Origin of the sequence: Corynebacterium tuberculostearicum, assembly GCF_032821615.1 — a bacterium.
In the GTDB taxonomy this organism is placed as follows: Bacteria; Actinomycetota; Actinomycetes; order Mycobacteriales; family Mycobacteriaceae; genus Corynebacterium; species Corynebacterium tuberculostearicum_H.
In genome coordinates, this window is record NZ_JAVBIF010000021.1 from 1 (window position 1) to 16701 (window position 16701).

Genomic DNA, 16701 nt, shown 5'->3' on the forward strand with positions numbered 1-16701 from the left:
AAAATCCCAGTCGGCTAGCAGCCATGCCCGAAAACAACACGACCAAACAACCCCGCAGAGAGAATCCGCCCCCAATTTCTCCACCCGCTAGGTTGACAACCTATATAGGAACACCCCCCCAGCCTAGGTGCGCGACTACTGTGGATGCAGAACTATTTTCGGCTTAGAAGGAGAATATAGGCTATGACCTCAATAAACCTGACTCGCGAGGAAGCGGATCAGCGCTCCCGAATGATTGAGGTGGACCATTATGATGTCACTTTAGACCTCAAGTATTCAGATACCCACTTCCTGTCCACCACGAAGGTGAGCTTTACCTCGCGCGAGATCGGCTCCACCTTCATCGACCTGCGCGCCGAGAAACTCCACGAGGTACGCCTCAACGGCAATCCGCTGCCCACGGCTTCCTATAACCCCACTTACGGCATTCCACTGTCTGGCCTCCAGGTAGCCGATTACACGCTGGAAGTCACCGCCAAGATCCCGTATTCCCGCACCGGTGAGGGCCTGCATCGCTTTGTCGACCCCGCCGATGAGAAGGTCTACCTTTATACCCAGTTTGAAACCGCCGACGCCAAGCGCGTATTCGCCTGCTTTGATCAGCCCGATATGAAGGCCACCTACGCGCTGCATTTCAAGGCGCCCGAAGAGTGGACCATCATCAGCAATGGCCCGATGAGTTGGGAAGGCGATGTAGCCAGCACGGCTATTGACTATCCACTATCTACCTACCTGGTGGCCCTATGTGCCGGCCCGTACCATGAGGTCACCGATACCTGGCGCGGCGAGCTGACCGCGCACCCAGAGGGCAAGCCGGCCCAGAAGCTCGAGGTGCCACTTGGCATTTACTGCCGCGCTTCGCTCGCCCACGCGCTGGATGCCGAGCGTCTATTTACTGAGACCAAGCAGGGCTTTGATTTCTACCACCGCAACTTCGGTTTCCCCTACCCCTTTGGCAAATACGACCAAATTTTCGTGCCGGAGTTCAATGCCGGCGCGATGGAAAATGCCGGCTGCGTCACCATCCGCGATGAATACGTCTTTACCTCCCAGGCCACGCACTATAAGTATGAGCGCCGCGCCGATACCGTCCTGCACGAACTGGCGCATATGTGGTTCGGTGACTTGGTCACCATGCAGTGGTGGGACGATCTGTGGCTCAATGAGTCCTTCGCCACTTGGTCCGCCGCCATCTCCCAGGCGGAGGAAACCGAATACGATACCGCGTGGGTGACCTTTGCCAATGTGGAAAAATCCTGGGCCTATCAGCAGGATCAGCTGCCGACCACCCACCCGATTTCCACCGATGCCAGCGATATCGAAACAGTGGAGCAAAACTTCGATGGCATCACCTATGCCAAGGGCGCTTCGGTGCTCAAGCAGCTGCAGGCTTATGTCGGCCGCGACAACTTCCTAGCCGGTGTGCGCCGCCACTTCGCCGCCCATGCGTGGGGCAATGCCACCTTTGATGACCTGTTGCGCCACCTAGAAGAGGCCTCCGGCCGCGACCTTTCCTTCTGGGCACAACAGTGGCTCAAGACCTCGGGCATCAATACGCTTAGCGTGGCACTCAATGCGGATGAATCCGGCACAATTACCCATGCTTACCTCACCCAGGGCGGCGATACCCTGCGCACCCACCGCGTGGCGGTAGGCCTGTATAACCTGCGGGACGGCAAGGTGGTGCGCACCGATCGCATCGAGATGGATATCGATGGCGCTTCCACCGAGATTCCAGAGCTCATCGGCCGTCAGTTGGCAGACATTGACTTCCTGCTACCTAATGACGATGACCTGACCTATTGCCTCATCGAGCTGGACGCGGGTTCCCTGCAATTCCTGCTGGATAATATTGATAAGTTTGCTGATCCCATGGCCCGCACCCTGTGCTGGTCTACCGCCTGGGAGATGACCCGCGCCGGCACGATGCGCGCCCGCGATTTCATCCAGCTGGTTGCCCGCGGCATGCAGGCGGAGACCGAGCTCGCCGTGCTCGAGCGCATTGTCCTGCAGGCCTCTAGCGCACTCAAGAACTATGCCGATCCACAGTGGGCCGCTCAGAGCACCCTGCTTGCCGACGCCCTCCTCGACGGCGCCCACAGTTCCGATGCCCAGCGTTCCATCATCTGCACCCAGGCGCTGGCGAAGATTCGCCTGCATGATGGCGCGCGCGAGTACCTGCAGGGCGTGCTCGAGTCCTCCGAGGATGCGGGGCTGCGCTGGTCCGCACTGGCGGCACTCGCCGCCGATGGCGAGGTAGAGGACGTCGCTGCTGCCACGGATGCGCAACTCGAGCGCGATAATTCCGCCACCGGCTACTACTCTTCCCTGCGTGCCCGCGCAGCCGTGGCAACCGCCGAGAACAAGCGCGCGGTATGGGAAGAAATCGTGGCGGGAAATCTCACCAACCGCGAGCTCACTTCCAAGCTGGAAGGCCTGCTCTACCCGCATAGCGATGAATTCCTGCCCACTGCGGAGTTCTTCGATATCGCAGAAAAGGTATGGTCTTCCCAATCCTCCGAGGTGGCACTGACCACCGTGACGGGTCTCTTCCCTTCTTGGGATATCACTCACAAGGGCCTAGACCGCGCCGATGCTTTCTTGAAGAAGGAGCTACCGGGTGGTCTGCGCCGTACAGTCACCGAGCAGCGTGACCGCGTGGCCCGCGCGCTGCGCAACCGCCAGGTAGACGCTAACTAAGCCGGCTTTCCCGCGCCGTAGCCCTGTCCCGGTAAGGGTCGCGGCGCGGGATCCTCACCCAAGATCACCTCGACGTTGGCGATATCAGAGCGCAGCGACTCTTCAACATAGGCAAAGACCGCGCCCGATTTAGTCTTTAGCAGCCGCACGAACCGAAGCAGCGGGTGCGACCGGCTCACGTGCAGGAGTTTTTGTTCTTCGGTGCGAGCGGTAGCGGCACTCATGCTCTCGCGCTTAAAGACGGGCTTGAGGTCGTAGCCAGCCAGGATTTGCATAATGGGCTCGCGCAGATCGTGCTGATTGAGATCGGGAGCCATATCTACCGGGATGGTGTAGCGCGAAAGGATGACGGGCTTGCCATCGACGGTATAGAGGCGCTTGATATCCCACGCAAAGGTGGAATCGCTAACGCCTAGAACCGCTGCCACGTGCTTGGGCACGTGGGCTTTATTGACTGAGACCACGCGCACGGCGGTGTCGTGCCCGCGCTCGCGCAGCTGGGTGACAATATTGTCCTTATTGGTCAGGCTCAGTGTAGGGGGAACCGTGCGCACATAAGTGCCACCACTGCGCCCGCGGCGGCGGTCAATGAGGCCTTCTACTTCCAAAATGTCTAAAGCATGGCGCACGGTCATGCGCGCAACATGGAATTCCCGGACCAATTCGCGTTCGGTAGGAAAACGCTGACCGGGTTCTAATTCATTGCGTTCAATCTTGTCGCGTAGGGCATCCGAGATACGGAGATAGGCGGGCCGTTTTCGGCTTTGGGAAGTCACAGCCCCCGAGTGTAATGGACACCCCTGGAAACCAACCCCATTAATGTGTGATTTCCATTACCACTACTTGCGTTCCTGCTTGCGTAGATGTAGCTCGATTCGCGGCCTGACCTGGATTTCCGTCAGCTGGGTGGTGGGGCCCGCCTCTACCACGGTACGAATGGCACGAGCCACCTCAACCGGGGCAATAACCTGGGAGGGATCATAATCCTGCAGCCCCTTAAGCATAGGGGTATCGGTAGGCCCCGGAGCCACGGTGGATACGCGGATTCCCGGCTCAGAGATGCGCAGTCCATCGGCGAGTGCATACAACGCGTGCTTGGTCGCCGCGTAGATGACGTTATCGCCGTAGCTGTGGCGTCCAGCGCCAGAGTTAATAAAGACCACGGTGCCTTCTGCCTTGCGCAGCTGCGGCAGCAAGGCGCGGGTCAGCTCAGCAGGGGCATGCACGTTGAGGTCCATGTGCGCGCGCCAATTTTCCGGCGTGGCCTCCTCCACGGAGTACTTGGTAGCCCGTGCAGCAGCGTGGACGAGCACGTCCACGCGGTCCAACTCCGGCAGTTTCATACCTTCATCGAGGCCGGCAACCAAGTCGATGGCTACCGGGGTAATGAAGTCCGATTCGGGCAGATCCGCTGCGCTACGCCCCAGTGCATACACATGGTAATCAGCGGCCAGGTCAGCGATGATTTCGCGGCCCATACCGCCGGTAGCGCCCGTGACGACAGCGACCTTCTGCGGGGTTTCGCTCTCCGAGCGTGCTGGTGCGGTGGCGTTCTTTGTATCAGTCATGCCGCCCCATCATAGGGATCCTCTGCTTTAAGCGCCGCACCGGACCAGTCACCGGCGGTAGCCGATTAACGGAAGCGCTTAGGCACGTCCGGCTGGCCCAAGGTGAGCATCAAGCGATTAGCCCAATTGAAGAAGGAGGAAGCGTAGATGAGGTCCAAGATGGATTGCTCATCGAATCCCGCCCCACGCAGGTCCGCGCATAGTGCCGCATCAAAGGCAAAGGGGGTTTCTGTCAGTGCCACGGCGGCGCGACGGATAAGGTCCCATTCCTTTGAGCCAAGGTCGGCATCGACGCCCTCGTCCAAGAGGCGGTCTACGATTTCACGGTCGCCGCCTTCCTGGACGCACCGCGCCTGGTGCACAGAGGCACAGTACTCGCAGCCGTTGTAGCGCGAAGCCACAGTAGCGGCGAGCTCGCGGTCCGCACGGGAGAGCCCGCCTTCGGTGTTATAGAAAATATCCAGGTCAGTCAGCGTACGCGCCTTCAAGGCCGCAGGATCGCGGGCGAGCAAGCGGAAGTACTCGGAATCGATACGCTCTGGCTTGATGAGGGCATCGGTATGCACCGCAGTGAAATCCTCCTTCGCCAGCGCCTCTACCCAGGGCTTCCAGCCCAGGGAGTGGTTGACAAAGTGGTCCGGCAGCACAGTATCGGGCTGCAACGTAGTCGCGGTTACCTCCCAACCCGGTTCGGCCACGCCGGCGGCGCGCTCGGCTGCAGGGTGGGATGCGGAATCCTCACCAGAAAGCACGCGCAGGCCGTGGACCACGCGCAGCTGGAAGGCCAAAAATGCCACCAGCTGGGACAGGCTGACGATATCCGTAGCGGACCATCCTGCGGCATCGAGGTGCCCGATCGCCTGCGGGGAGGCATCCTTAGGGTGGAAGGCCAGAAGGTGCGCCCAATCGAGGGCGGCAGCTAGGCGCGTGCCCAGCGCGGCCTCCGCGGCGGTATCGCCGAAGATAAGGAAATCACCCTGGTGATACGGGCCGGTGGATATACCGCGCTGGCTCGCGGCGCGCACGGCGGCAACAAGATCCTCGTCGGCCTCATCGCCCAGCAGGTCGAAGTAGAAATCCGTCGCCTCGCTCGCCTGGTAGATCGCAGCCGTAAAAGCCGCTACGGCATAGCGCTCCGTATAGGAGAACTCGCCTGGTTCTGCAGGCTCGAGCAAAGCGCTAAAGCTCAGCTGCGCATTGTCCTGCGCATCGTGGCGCGCACGGCGCAGCTGTTGCACCTCGGCGCTGGCATGGGAGAGTTCATTAATAATGTCGGTCATATTCTCAGTCCAACCTTTCTGGGGCGCGGTTATAGCCCCAAGTTTAAGTCTCCGGCACGATAGCGGGAGCCAGGGATGGCGTCAATGAGCTGGCGCGTGTACTCGGTTTCTGGGTGCGCAAAGACCCGCGCGGTAGGTCCAGATTCCACTTGCGTGCCGTGGGAGAGCACGGAGACGGTATCGGAAATTTGGTTGACTACCGCCAGATCGTGGGAGATGAAGATATAGGTAAGCTCTAGCTCGCGCTGCAGCTCGTCGAGCAAGCGCAGTATCTGCGCCTGTACGGTAACGTCAAGCGCGGACACGGCCTCATCAAGCACCACGAGATCGGGCTCAATGATCATGGCGCGGGCGATGGCCACGCGCTGGCGTTGGCCACCGGAGAGCTCGCGGGGGCGGCGGGAAGCCATGGAAGAATCCAAGGCCACCAAATCAAGAAATTCGCGTGCTTTGGCACGCGCATCACGCTTGGAAGCGCCGGTGAAATTGCGCACCGGTTCGGCGATGGTATCGCCAATGCTCAAGCGCGGATCGAGCGAGCCAAAAGGATTTTGGTAGACCATCTGGATCGAACGGCGCAGCTCACGACGGCGCTTGCCACGGGCGGAGCTAATGTCTTCCCCTCCCAAGCGGATGCTGCCGGAGGTGGGCGTGCTCAACAAGGAAATGGCGCGGCCGGTGGTTGTCTTACCGGAGCCAGACTCCCCCACCAATGCATGGGTGGTGCCGCGGGCCACGGAAAAGTTGATGTCCTCCACCGCGGTGAAATCCCCGAAGCGTTGGCTCAGCCCCTCCACCTCGAGCAAGGTTTCGCGGTGCGCGGGCGCGGCGGCCCGCACAGGAGATGCGGCTTGGGAGGAAGTGGGGGCGGTGAGCGAAGGGGCGTCGGCAAGCAGGCGCTTGGAGTAGGCGTGCTGGGGATCGGTGAGGACGCGGGCAGCAACGCCCGACTCGCGGACGGTGCCCTTTTCCATCACCACGATGTTATTGGCACGGTCGCCCGCTACAGCCAGATCATGGGTAATGAAAAGGATGCCCATGGTGAGCTCTTCGCGCATCTCATCCAGGAGGTCCAGGATGATCTTCTGCACGGTGACATCGAGCGCGGAGGTAGGCTCATCGGCGATGATAAGCTCCGGCTCCAATGCCACGGCCGCGGCAATGAGCACGCGTTGCTTCATGCCGCCGGATAGCTCATGCGGGTACTGGTCATAGCGGCGCTGCGGATCATCAATGCCCACGCGCTCCAAAAGCTCCAGTGCACGCTTTTTCCGGGAGGCCTTATCGCCCTGCCTGTGGATGGCCATGCCCTCCTCCACCGAGGCACCGATGGTCTTGAGCGGGTTAAGCGAGTTATTGGGATCCTGCGGAATAAGTCCAATACGGCGACCGCGCAGTTCCCGCCATTGCTTTTGGGAATACTGGGTAACTTCGTGGCCGTCGAAAGTAATGGTGCCAGAAACGATCGACGCATTGTCTGGCAGCAGGCCGATGGCGGCCATGGCCGAGGTGGACTTGCCGGAACCGGACTCGCCAACGATGGCGGTCATTTCGCCAGGGTTTACCTCAAACTCAATGCCACTTACCGCTTCTACCTCACCATGGGCGGTGCGGTAGGTAATGGATAGATCACTAATGCTAAGCAGGGACATTAGGCCGCCTTTCGCAGTGTCTGGCTGAGGTGGTTGGCCGCGAGGACCACCGCGACGATGACAATGCCCGGGGCGATGGTCAACCAGCCGGCCGTGGCGATATAGTCGCGCGATTCAGAGATGAGCAAGCCCCATTCCGGGGTTGGGGGCGGTGCGCCATAGCCCAGGAAGCCTAGGGTGGCTAGCTGCAAAATGGCCAGGCCAAATTGCAGCGCTGCTACAGCGAAGACCGCGGTGAGTGAATTGGGAAGGATATGGCGCACGAGCACCTGGAAGGAAGAACCGCCGGAGCCGTAGGCGGCCTCGACGAAATCGGAGCCGGCAACGCTAAGCACCTGGGAGCGTGCAAGGCGTGCAAAGGTGGCCACGGAGGTGATACCTACCGCGATGGCGGCATTGAAGATGCCGTGTCCGAGCACGATAATGACGGACAGGGAGAGCAAGAGTCCGGGGATGGACAGCAGCACATCCACAATGCGCATGATCACGGCATCGACCCAGCCGCGGCGCACTCCGGCGATGATGCCCAAAATGGTTCCGACGATGAGGCCGAAGAGTACGGCCAGCAACGCGCCAAGTAGGGATTGGCGCGCGCCATAGACCACGCGGGTATAAAGATCACGGCCGACGGCATCGGTGCCGAACCAGTGCTGGAAACTGGGCTGCAATAGCGCCGTGGTGTCCCCGCCCTGGTTAGGGTCCTGGGAGGTAAATAGTTGGGGGAACAGCGCGCAGAGCACCGCCAGGCCCAGCACAATCAGCGAGAGGATGGTGCCCGGGGTGAGCTTCAGCTGTGTGGATTTAAGCTTCATGCTTGGATCTTCTTCTCGTTCGTTGCGGGGGTATCGGTGATGGTGGCGGTGGAATTGTCAGATGCCGTGTCATGCTTGCGCTCGCGCAGGCGCACGTCAAGCACTGGGTAGAGCAGGTCCACAATCAGATTGATAAGGACAAAGACGGCGGCGGCAAGCACCACAATGGCCAGCAGCACCGAGGTATCGCGGTTAGCCACCGCATCCACGGTGAGCGCACCGATGCCGTGGCGGGCGAAGACCGCTTCCGTCACCACGGAGCCGCCGACGAGCTCACCAAAGGTAAGGCCGGCCATGGTCAGCGCCGGCAGCAGCGCGTTGCGCAGGACGTTGCGCCACAGCAACCAAGCGCCGCTAGCACCCTTGGCGCGCACTACCTGCACGAAGGACATATCCATTACCTCATCGATGGAGCGCAGCAGCACCTGCGCCAGCGGCGCGGCCACGAAGATGGCCAGGGTAATTACCGGCAGGATGAGGCTTTGGGCGTCGCTCGCGCCGATGACCGGTACCCAACCCAAGCCAAAGGAGAATATCTGGATCAAGATGATGCCGATCCAGAAGGTGGGCAGGGAAACCATCACGGAGGGCAGGCTGCGGAAGAAGCTGCGCAGCCAGGAAAATGGGCCAAAGGTGGAGACAATAGCCACGACGAAGGCCAGGACCACTCCTACGAGGAAGGCGAATATTGCCAGCGCCAGCGTGGAGGGAAGGGCATCTGCCAGCATCTCCGATACGGCGGTACCGGTGGCAACCGAAAAGCCGAAATCACCGGTGAGGAACCCGCCGAGCGCGCTGAAGTAGCGGCTCAGGAGTGGCTCATCGGCGCCATAAACCTCGCGGATAGCGGCCAGCTGCTCGGCGTTGAGCCCCAAGTTGGGGTTGTCATAACGGGTCGCGACGGCGTCGCCAGGCAGTGCCGCCAAAAGGATGAAAGAAAGGGTGAAGGTTGCCCAGATGACGAGCACGGCTTGGCCTATGCGCAGGGCAATAGTTTTCAGGCTCATGGTTTAGTCCTCCCCTTCCGCGGGGTTGATATCTACCGCATAAAACGACGGGCGGCCGATGGCCTCGGTACTAAAGCCCTCGATATAGGGCTGGAATCCATAGACCTGCGGCTCTTCAAACATGGGCAGGATATAGGCCTGTTCGGACAGGTAGTCCTGCATGCGGCCAGTCATAGCCAGGCGATCCTTTTCGCTGCTGAGGTTGAAGTAATCCTCCACCAGTTTCTGCAGCTTCTCATCGCCAAAGCTTTCGGTCTCCTCGTCATAGTTGAGGAAAGAATTGCGCCCGGTGCCATCCAGCCACGTGGCTAAGGTGTCCACATTGGCACGGCCGGTCATGGTGTGGCGTACCTGCACGGTGTCTTGGTCCTTCATGGCCTTTTGCTGCGCAGAGCGGTCACCCGGGTTGAGGTTGGCCTCAATGCCGACGTTCTTGAGCATCTCTTGGGCCTTGGTGAACATCTCTTTAGAGCGCGGCTGTGGGACGGCTTCATTGAAGGTCACGGCCAGGCGCTTGCCGTCCTTTTCGCGAATGCCATCTTCTCCTGGGCGCCAACCGGCCTCATCGAGCAGACGCTTGGATTCTTCTGGATCGAAGGCATAGTTCGCGGACTGATCCTTATAGCCAATAGCCGTCTTAGCCAGGATCGATGTGCCCTTGGGGTAGGAATCAGAAAAGAGGGTGTCCAGGATGTTATCGCGGTCGATGGCGTGGATGATGGCCTGGCGCACGCGCTTGTCTTCCAAGAGTGGATGGCGGAAATGGAAGTGGAAGCTATTGTTCACGCCACGGGTGGGGGCGGCGAAAATCTGCAGGTTTTGATCCTTCAGGTGCTTCTCATCGGGGGCTTCGATCTGGCGCGCGACATCGGACTGGCCGGCTACAAGCGAGCCCACGCGCACGGAGTCTTCGGCCGCGAGCACGATATTGATGCCCTCAATATCGGCCGGGCCCTGGTGGTCCTTGCGGGCCGGGGGCGCCCAGTCATAATCCTCGCGCTTCTTGAGCACCAGCTTGGTGCCCAGCTCTTCTTCCTCAATGACGAAGGGACCAGAACCGGAAATCGCGGTGGCGTTGCCCGGCGCGAAGCCGGTGTCATCCAAATCCAGGGTGGCATTAGACAGCAGGCCCTGGTTCATCACGGAGGTGGACTGCGGGAAGCCTGGGGAAGGCTCGCTGAAGTAGAACTTTACCGTGTAGTCATCGATGACCTCGGACTTTTCATAATTGGGCAGCTGCTCCGATGGAGTGAGCATGCGGTCCTCGTCGCCCAAGGCATAAAGGTCATAGTTCTTCTTCACGTTCGCGGCATCTAAGCGCGAGCCATCAGAGTAGGTCACGCCTTTGCGAATCTTGAAGGTGAACTCAGTATTGTCCTTGTTCGCCTTAGGCATTTCCTCCGCAATCCACGGGTGCAGCTCGAGGGTATCCGGGTCCTGCCAGAGCAGGCGGTCCGTGATGTTATTGAGCACACCACCGTTGGGGTAATAGCCGCCGGAGGGCGGATAGAGGTTGTTGAACATATTGGGCTCGACATAGGTGACCATGCCATCTTCCGCGGCGTGGGAAGTAGAGGCGCACGAGGTAAGCGAGAGAGCTAGCGCGCCGCTGGCCAGGACCGCGGCCACGGGCCGCAGGAGCCGAGAAAGTTGCTTCATAAAAGCTCGAGTTCCTTTAAGTCTAAAGTAGTACTCGCCCATTAGACCACACTCACACTCCCAAATACAAGACCGTCCAGTCTACTATATTACCTGCCAAAACGCCGGAACCAGAAGGCCACGATAGACCGTACAGTCTATTTTGTTCTTACTGCCAGGTCCGATGATCCTGAAAGGGCCTGAATGTGGCACGATAGGAGGTATGTCTACTCCAGCAATCGCGATCGTCGGCATGGGCCCGCGCGGCATTTCCATCTTGGAACGCCTCTCTGCCCGCATGGACGATTCCAGCGACCCCATTACCGTCCACCTCATCGATGACGCCCAACATGGCGCCGGCCGCATCTGGGAAACGGACCAAACTAAGACGCTGTGCATGAATACTCGCGCCGGCGCGGTCACCCTCTTTACCGAGCCCGGCTCCACCGTTGATGCCCCTGTGCTCGAGGGCCCCATTCAATACGAGTGGATTCAGCTGCTGCGCGGCGATGGCGAGAATATCTCCGCCGCCAAGCGCGAGCTTTTTGAGCAGCACCCACCGGCCGCACATATTGCCCAGGACTACCGCGAAGAGCTCGCGGCTACCCGCCCCGAGTCCAACCCTTCGCGCGCACTGTATGGCGAGTACCTGCGCTGGGTCTATGACGTGGTCATTGCGCGCCTGCCCAAGAGCATTTCCACCGTGAATCACTTCAGCCGGTTGGAGACCATCAATGAGGACGGTCACCAAGACGTCCTCCACCTGGCCGATGGCTCAGAGGTGCGCGCCGATGCCACGGTGCTGGCCTATGGCTGGATGATTCCGGAATACAACGAACAAGAAAAGCAGTTGGCCGCTTCCGGTTTGAACTGGATCGCCCCTAATAACCCGGTAGAGCAGGACTATGCCGCCATTCCGGGCGGCGAGGACGTGCTGGTGCGCGGTCTAGGCATGGGCTTTTATGACATCATGGCGCTGACCACCATCGAGCGCGGCGGTAAATTCGTGGAGGATCCTTCTGCGCGTTCCGGCCTGCACTATGAGCCTTGCGGCCAGGAGCCCAACTTCATCATTTCCTCCGGCCGCGGCTACCCCTACCACCCCAAGTCCGAGTACGGTGAGCTGCCGCCGACCATGCCGCGCCGCCGCCTGCAGGAGGTCATTGCGGAGCTCAGTGGCACCCAGGACATCGACTTTGACGCCCAGGTCTGGCCTGCCATCGCGCGCGATAGCTACGAGGCCTATATCACCACCTTGGAGCGCGTGCGCCCGGATTCCCTCCTGCGCCCGCGCGCGGAAATCCTCGAGGTCATCGACGCCACCGCCCCCGATGAGCTGGGCGCGGCCATTGCGCCCATGGTCACCGAGCCATGGGACATGAACGATCTCATGTACCAGATTGCCGGGTTTACCGGAGACATCGCTGAGCTCACCGAGCACATTGCCCAGTCCATGGAAGGCGATATTCGGCAGGCCGCCGCCGGCCATGACTCCCCCATCAAGGCCGCGCTGTGGTCGCTTTCGCAATCGCGCAAGCCGGCCTCCATCCTCGGCGCAGAGGGCCGCTACACCCGCGAGTCCCGCATCGGCCGCTACGGCCAGGTTATGTCCTTTGGCCAGATGATCGGCTCCGGCCCGCCGCTCTTCCGTGTGCGCCAGTTGCTCGCGCTTGTCGACGCCGGCCTGGCCCACTTCTTAGGCGATCACCCCACCGTGTCCATCGAGGCCGATCACTTCACCTTGACCTCCGGCCCGCGCTCGGCTTCGGCGCCCACGCTTGTCGACGCCTTTATGCACCGCCCCGATATCCGCACCGCCGGCGATGCCATGACGCGCTGCTTGGTGGATTCCGCCCGCGTGCGCCCCTTCCCCGATCACGGCCAGCCCACCGGCTCCCCAGAGACCGATGGGGCTACACGTCGCACCGTTCACCCGGACGGTGAGTTGGATGCACGCCTGCACATCGTGGGCATCCCCACCTATTCCCAGTGGCCGGACACCACCATTTCCCCCATGCCGGGCACGGACCCGCTCATGCTGCAGGAAACCGACAAGGCCGCCGGTTCCCTCCTTGCCGTGGTGCGCTCCTAGGCACCGCACCTGCGCTATGGGCCCAGTGCCGCGGCCTATAGAGCGTCGAGGGCCTGCTCCAAGTCCGCGAGCAGGTCATCGATGTCTTCGATACCGATGGAGATGCGCACCAGATCCTCCGGCGGCACCAGCTCGGACCCTTCAGCGGATACGTGCGTCATATTCTTTGGGTGCTCGATGAGCGATTCCACCCCGCCCAGCGATTCTGCCAGGCAGATAAGCCGCGTATTGAGGCAGATCTGCTTGGCATGCTCCGCGCTGTGGAAGCGCACGGACATCATGCCGCCGAAGCCACGCATCTGTTGTGCCGCCAATTCATGCCCCGGGTGTTCCTTGAGTCCCGGGTAGAGCACCTGCTTGATCTCGGGTCGGCTCTGCAGAAATTCTGCTACCTTCTGCGCATTGGCGCAGTGGCGGTCCATGCGCACCGACAGCGTCTTGATGCCGCGGGCGGTTAAGTAGGCGTCGAAAGGCGAGCTCACCGCACCCACATTGCCCTGGAAGTAGAGCAGGCGCTCGTCCACGTGGGCGTCATTAGTAACTACCGCGCCACCCAGCACATCGGAATGCCCGCCCAAATACTTGGTGGTCGAGTGCAGCACGTGGTCGGCGCCGAGTTCCAGCGGGTTCTGCAGGTAGGGCGTGGCAAAAGTATTGTCCACCAGCACCTGCGCGTTGCCCTTAATCTTGGCCACCGCGGCAATATCGGTGATATTTAGCGCCGGATTAGTGGGCGTTTCCAGCCAGATGAGCTTGGTATTTTCTTGAACCGCAACAGCCACCGCCGCGGTATCGCTGGTGTTCACGATGGACATCTCCACGCCCCACTCGGTGAAATCATTGAGCAGGCGGTAGGAACCACCGTAGGCGTCATTGCCCAAAATGACGTGATCTCCTGGGCGCACCAGGATGCGGATCAAGGTATCGGCAGCGGCCATGCCGGAAGAAAACACGCGCGCATACTCCGCACCCTCCAGTGCCGCTAGGGTGCGCTCGAGCGAGCGCACGGTTGGATTGGCCACGCGGCCGTATTCGAATCCGCCGCGCAGCTGCGCCAAGCCGTCTTGTGCAAACGTGGTTGAGGCATAGATGGGCACGTTGATAGAGCCCATGTGCGGATCCGGGCGATAGCCGCCATGGATGGAACGGGACGTAAAGCCTTGAGCGAGGTTCTGCGTGCTGCGTTCAGTCATAGCACCACAGTCTAGACCAAGCTGTTCATTTCCAACCGAGAGATGGGTATTTATTTTCACACTCTCAGACACCCACGACTCATCGCACTTTCAGCCTCTGCCCTTACAATGGGCGCAGTTCATTTTGTCCTCGACTAAGAAAGAACGATGAATACGCAATTCTTAGCATCCGCCGCTTCCACCACGGACTCGGCCATCGAGTCCGTGTCCAGTTTTTGGAATGACGAGAAGGTACAAAGCTGGCTTATCGAGCGCCCGATTCGCATCGCTATCATCCTTATCCTGGCCATTATCGCCCACTGGCTCCTCCACCGAGTTATCAACAAAGTGGCCGAAAATAGCATCAAGTCCTCCGGGCTAGATAAGCAGCGCCTGCGCGGGAAATTCAAGGGCCGCGCCAATCGCCCCGAGCTCAGCCAACAAGAAGAGGCCATGCGCCAAACCCGCGAGACCCGGCGCGCCTCCCGCATCAAGACACTTGCCGGCGTAGCCCGTTCCGCCGCCGCCATCTTCGTCTGGGTGTGGGCCGTTATCGCCATCCTGGATGAGTTAGAAGTTAACGTAGCACCGCTTATCGCTTCCGCCGGTGTCATCGGCGTTGCCCTCGGCTTTGGTGCACAGGCACTGGTGAAGGACTTCCTTTCTGGCATCTTCATGCTCATTGAGGACCAGTACGGCATTGGTGACGTGGTTGATTTGGGCAATGGCGTCTTTGGTGATGTCGAGTCCATCTCCCTGCGCATCACCACGGTCCGCGATATCGATGGCGCCCTCTGGTACGTGCGCAACGGTGAGATTCTCCAGGTGGCCAACCACTCCGATGAGTACTCTGTTGCCCGCATCCAGGTTCCGGTAGGCCTTTCTAATGACCCAGAGGTTGCTGGCGAAATCATTGAGGACGCAGTGAAAGAAGCCGCACAGGACGAAAAGGTGCGCAAGCTCATCCTCAGCACACCCCGTGTGGACGGCATGTCTGGCTTTGAGCCGGATTATGTATCCTTCCGTGTCTCGACCAAGACCTTGCCGGGCAAGCAGTGGGACGTGCAGCGTTTCTTGCAGTCTCGCGTGCTCAATGTCATGCACACTAAAGGTATTACCACCCCCTACCCGCACGGCATCGGTATTTCCGATCCCCGCAAGGAAGAAGAAGAGTAAATGGATTCTGTTTATGAGGCCATCGGCGGCATGGAGACCTTTGAGCGCCTCGTCCACGGCTTTTATTCCCAGGTCAAAGAGGACGATGTCATTGGCCCGATGTACCCCGATAATGACTGGGAAGGCGCCGAACAGCGCCTTACCTGGTTCTTGGCCCAATACTGGGGCGGCCCGCAGCTATTTTCTGAAAACCGCGGGCACCCGCGCCTGCGCATGCGCCACGCCCCCTACCCCATCGATATCACCGCGCACGACCGGTGGCTTGAGCTTATGGGCAACTCCCTCGCGGACATCGACGAGGAAACCATCCCACCCGCCTACCGCGAGATGATTTGGGATCACATGCAGCGCGTGGCCGCCATGATGATTAACAAGGCCCCGTAACCACGCCACCCCCTTCAGCGCAGATAAATAGATAACTCAAGCCCAGTCCCCGTTTCTAGCGGGGTGCCGGGCTTGTGGTGTATCTAGCGCAGACTACGCCGGGTGATGACTAGTCTTCCCAATCAAAGGCCTTGCGCACAGGCTCGGAAACCAGACGGCCACCGCGGGTCATGACGCCGCCTTCCAGACCTGGGAAGCGCTTGATGGCGGCATCCAGGCTGTCATTGGCTACCGCGCGGATGTACGGCAGGGTCGCAGAAGACAACGCGCGGGTGGAGGTATTGGCCACCGCACCCGGCATATTCGCCACGCAGTAGAACAGGGTGTCATGCACCTTGAAGGTGGGGTCATCGTGGGAGGTCTTCTTGGAGTTTTCGAAGCAACCACCCTGGTCGATGGCTACGTCCACGAGGACCGCGCCCTTCTTCATCTTCTTTACAGTCTCCTCACGCACCAGCTTCGGCGCGGCGGCACCCGGGATAAGGACGGCACCGATGACAAGGTCGGCCTCCTGCAGTTCCTTATCGATGGTGGCTGGATCGGAGATCAGGGTGCGCACGCCTCCGGCGTACTGGTCATCGAAGCGCTGCAGGACGTGCGGATCGAGGTCTAGTACCGTCACCTCGGCGCGCAGGCCGTGGGCCATAGCTACAGCGGATGCACCAACCTGGCCACCGCCGATAACTACGACACGCGCCGGCTGGGTGCCCGGAACACCGGAGACCAGCAGGCCGCGGCCGCCCTGGGTGGACAGCAGGTGATGGGTGCCTTCGATAGCAGCAAGGCGGCCAGCCACCTGGGACATCGGGGTAAGAAGCGGCAGGGTGCCGTGGCGGTCGGTGACCGTCTCATAGGCGATGGCGGTGGTATTGGCGTCGACAAGTGCCTCAGTCAGCGGACGATCCGCCGCAAGGTGCAGGTACGTGAAGACGGTGAGGTCTGGGCGCAGGTACTGGTACTCAGCTTCGAGCGGCTCCTTCACCTTCAGCAGCAGCTCTGCCTGTGCCCAGGTATCTTCCGCAGTGCCAACGATGCTGGCACCCGCGGCCTCGTACTCGGAGTCTGGGAAAGAAGCGCCCTCACCGGCACCGGTCTCAATAAGGACCTCATGGCCATCCTGAACGAGGGTCTGCGCGCCGCTCGGGGTAAGAGCCACGCGATTCTCGTTGTTCATGATTTCTTTTGGCACAGCAATACGCATTACATAGTCTCCTTGTAGG

Annotated in this window: 13 protein-coding genes; 4 read left to right on the top strand and 9 right to left on the bottom strand. The window is 60.5% G+C overall.

What is annotated here, in order from left to right:
- The first annotated feature begins 183 nt into the window (after window positions 1–183).
- Window positions 184–2700 carry an aminopeptidase N gene (gene pepN, locus RAE09_RS10660; protein WP_316981658.1) on the top strand — a complete coding sequence of 839 codons (2517 nt, stop codon included), beginning with the start codon at window positions 184–186 and terminating at the stop codon, window positions 2698–2700.
- On the opposite strand, the gene RAE09_RS10665 is transcribed toward pepN, so the two are convergent.
- The 7 genes from RAE09_RS10665 to RAE09_RS10695 form a co-directional block, all read right to left on the bottom strand.
- Window positions 2697–3476 (bottom strand): GntR family transcriptional regulator, encoded by a 780-nt coding sequence (locus RAE09_RS10665; protein ID WP_316981659.1) that lies wholly within the window; start codon window positions 3474–3476, stop codon window positions 2697–2699. The genes pepN and RAE09_RS10665 overlap by 4 nt on opposite strands.
- A 63-nt stretch (window positions 3477–3539) precedes the next feature.
- Window positions 3540–4268: an SDR family oxidoreductase gene (locus RAE09_RS10670; RefSeq protein WP_316981660.1), complete on the bottom strand. Its 729-nt coding sequence runs from the start codon at window positions 4266–4268 to the stop codon at window positions 3540–3542.
- A gap of 65 nt (window positions 4269–4333) precedes the next feature.
- On the bottom strand, window positions 4334–5548 hold the full coding sequence (locus tag RAE09_RS10675) for an alkylhydroperoxidase domain protein (protein ID WP_316981661.1): 1215 nt from the start codon (window positions 5546–5548) through the stop codon (window positions 4334–4336).
- Between the two features lie 29 nt (window positions 5549–5577).
- Window positions 5578–7200 carry an ABC transporter ATP-binding protein gene (locus RAE09_RS10680; protein WP_316981662.1) on the bottom strand — a complete coding sequence of 541 codons (1623 nt, stop codon included), beginning with the start codon at window positions 7198–7200 and terminating at the stop codon, window positions 5578–5580.
- Window positions 7200–8012 (bottom strand): ABC transporter permease, encoded by an 813-nt coding sequence (locus RAE09_RS10685; protein WP_316981663.1) that lies wholly within the window; start codon window positions 8010–8012, stop codon window positions 7200–7202. Before RAE09_RS10685 ends, RAE09_RS10680 begins: the two co-directional genes overlap by 1 nt.
- Window positions 8009–9019: an ABC transporter permease gene (locus tag RAE09_RS10690; protein ID WP_316981664.1), complete on the bottom strand. Its 1011-nt coding sequence runs from the start codon at window positions 9017–9019 to the stop codon at window positions 8009–8011. The genes RAE09_RS10685 and RAE09_RS10690 overlap by 4 nt, the downstream gene beginning before the upstream one ends.
- 3 nt (window positions 9020–9022) lie before the next feature.
- Window positions 9023–10678: a TIGR04028 family ABC transporter substrate-binding protein gene (locus RAE09_RS10695; RefSeq protein ID WP_316981665.1), complete on the bottom strand. Its 1656-nt coding sequence runs from the start codon at window positions 10676–10678 to the stop codon at window positions 9023–9025.
- A 202-nt stretch (window positions 10679–10880) separates the two neighbouring features.
- Between RAE09_RS10695 and RAE09_RS10700 the strand changes: the two genes are divergently transcribed.
- Window positions 10881–12749: an FAD/NAD(P)-binding protein gene (locus tag RAE09_RS10700; RefSeq protein ID WP_316981666.1), complete on the top strand. Its 1869-nt coding sequence runs from the start codon at window positions 10881–10883 to the stop codon at window positions 12747–12749.
- Window positions 12750–12784: 35 nt separating this feature from the next.
- Here RAE09_RS10700 and RAE09_RS10705 read toward each other — a convergent pair whose 3' ends face one another.
- Window positions 12785–13942 carry a cystathionine gamma-synthase gene (locus tag RAE09_RS10705; protein ID WP_250411355.1) on the bottom strand — a complete coding sequence of 386 codons (1158 nt, stop codon included), beginning with the start codon at window positions 13940–13942 and terminating at the stop codon, window positions 12785–12787.
- A 147-nt stretch (window positions 13943–14089) separates the two neighbouring features.
- Here RAE09_RS10705 and RAE09_RS10710 point away from each other — a divergent pair, with 147 nt between their 5' ends.
- Window positions 14090–15097 carry a mechanosensitive ion channel family protein gene (locus RAE09_RS10710; protein WP_316981667.1) on the top strand — a complete coding sequence of 336 codons (1008 nt, stop codon included), beginning with the start codon at window positions 14090–14092 and terminating at the stop codon, window positions 15095–15097.
- Complete coding sequence (locus tag RAE09_RS10715; protein ID WP_179386901.1) at window positions 15098–15481, top strand: globin; 384 nt, start codon at window positions 15098–15100, stop codon at window positions 15479–15481.
- Window positions 15482–15590: 109 nt separating this feature from the next.
- Here the strand turns inward: RAE09_RS10715 and ald are convergent, their stop codons facing one another.
- Window positions 15591–16682: an alanine dehydrogenase gene (gene ald, locus RAE09_RS10720; RefSeq protein WP_005324009.1), complete on the bottom strand. Its 1092-nt coding sequence runs from the start codon at window positions 16680–16682 to the stop codon at window positions 15591–15593.
- Window positions 16683–16701 lie beyond the last annotated feature (19 nt).

Excerpts from the sequence above, each read along its gene's own strand:
- pepN (WP_316981658.1), top strand. The coding sequence starts at position 184 with ATGACCTCAATAAACCTGACTCGCGAGGAAGCGGATCAGCGCTCCCGA.
- RAE09_RS10695 (WP_316981665.1), bottom strand. The coding sequence starts at position 10,678 with ATGAAGCAACTTTCTCGGCTCCTGCGGCCCGTGGCCGCGGTCCTGGCC.
- RAE09_RS10690 (WP_316981664.1), bottom strand. The coding sequence starts at position 9,019 with ATGAGCCTGAAAACTATTGCCCTGCGCATAGGCCAAGCCGTGCTCGTC.
- RAE09_RS10685 (WP_316981663.1), bottom strand. The coding sequence starts at position 8,012 with ATGAAGCTTAAATCCACACAGCTGAAGCTCACCCCGGGCACCATCCTC.
- RAE09_RS10670 (WP_316981660.1), bottom strand. The coding sequence starts at position 4,268 with ATGACTGATACAAAGAACGCCACCGCACCAGCACGCTCGGAGAGCGAA.
- RAE09_RS10715 (WP_179386901.1), top strand. The coding sequence starts at position 15,098 with ATGGATTCTGTTTATGAGGCCATCGGCGGCATGGAGACCTTTGAGCGC.
- RAE09_RS10710 (WP_316981667.1), top strand. The coding sequence starts at position 14,090 with ATGAATACGCAATTCTTAGCATCCGCCGCTTCCACCACGGACTCGGCC.
- RAE09_RS10675 (WP_316981661.1), bottom strand. The coding sequence starts at position 5,548 with ATGACCGACATTATTAATGAACTCTCCCATGCCAGCGCCGAGGTGCAA.
- RAE09_RS10680 (WP_316981662.1), bottom strand. The coding sequence starts at position 7,200 with ATGTCCCTGCTTAGCATTAGTGATCTATCCATTACCTACCGCACCGCC.
- RAE09_RS10705 (WP_250411355.1), bottom strand. The coding sequence starts at position 13,942 with ATGACTGAACGCAGCACGCAGAACCTCGCTCAAGGCTTTACGTCCCGT.
- RAE09_RS10700 (WP_316981666.1), top strand. The coding sequence starts at position 10,881 with ATGTCTACTCCAGCAATCGCGATCGTCGGCATGGGCCCGCGCGGCATT.
- ald (WP_005324009.1), bottom strand. The coding sequence starts at position 16,682 with ATGCGTATTGCTGTGCCAAAAGAAATCATGAACAACGAGAATCGCGTG.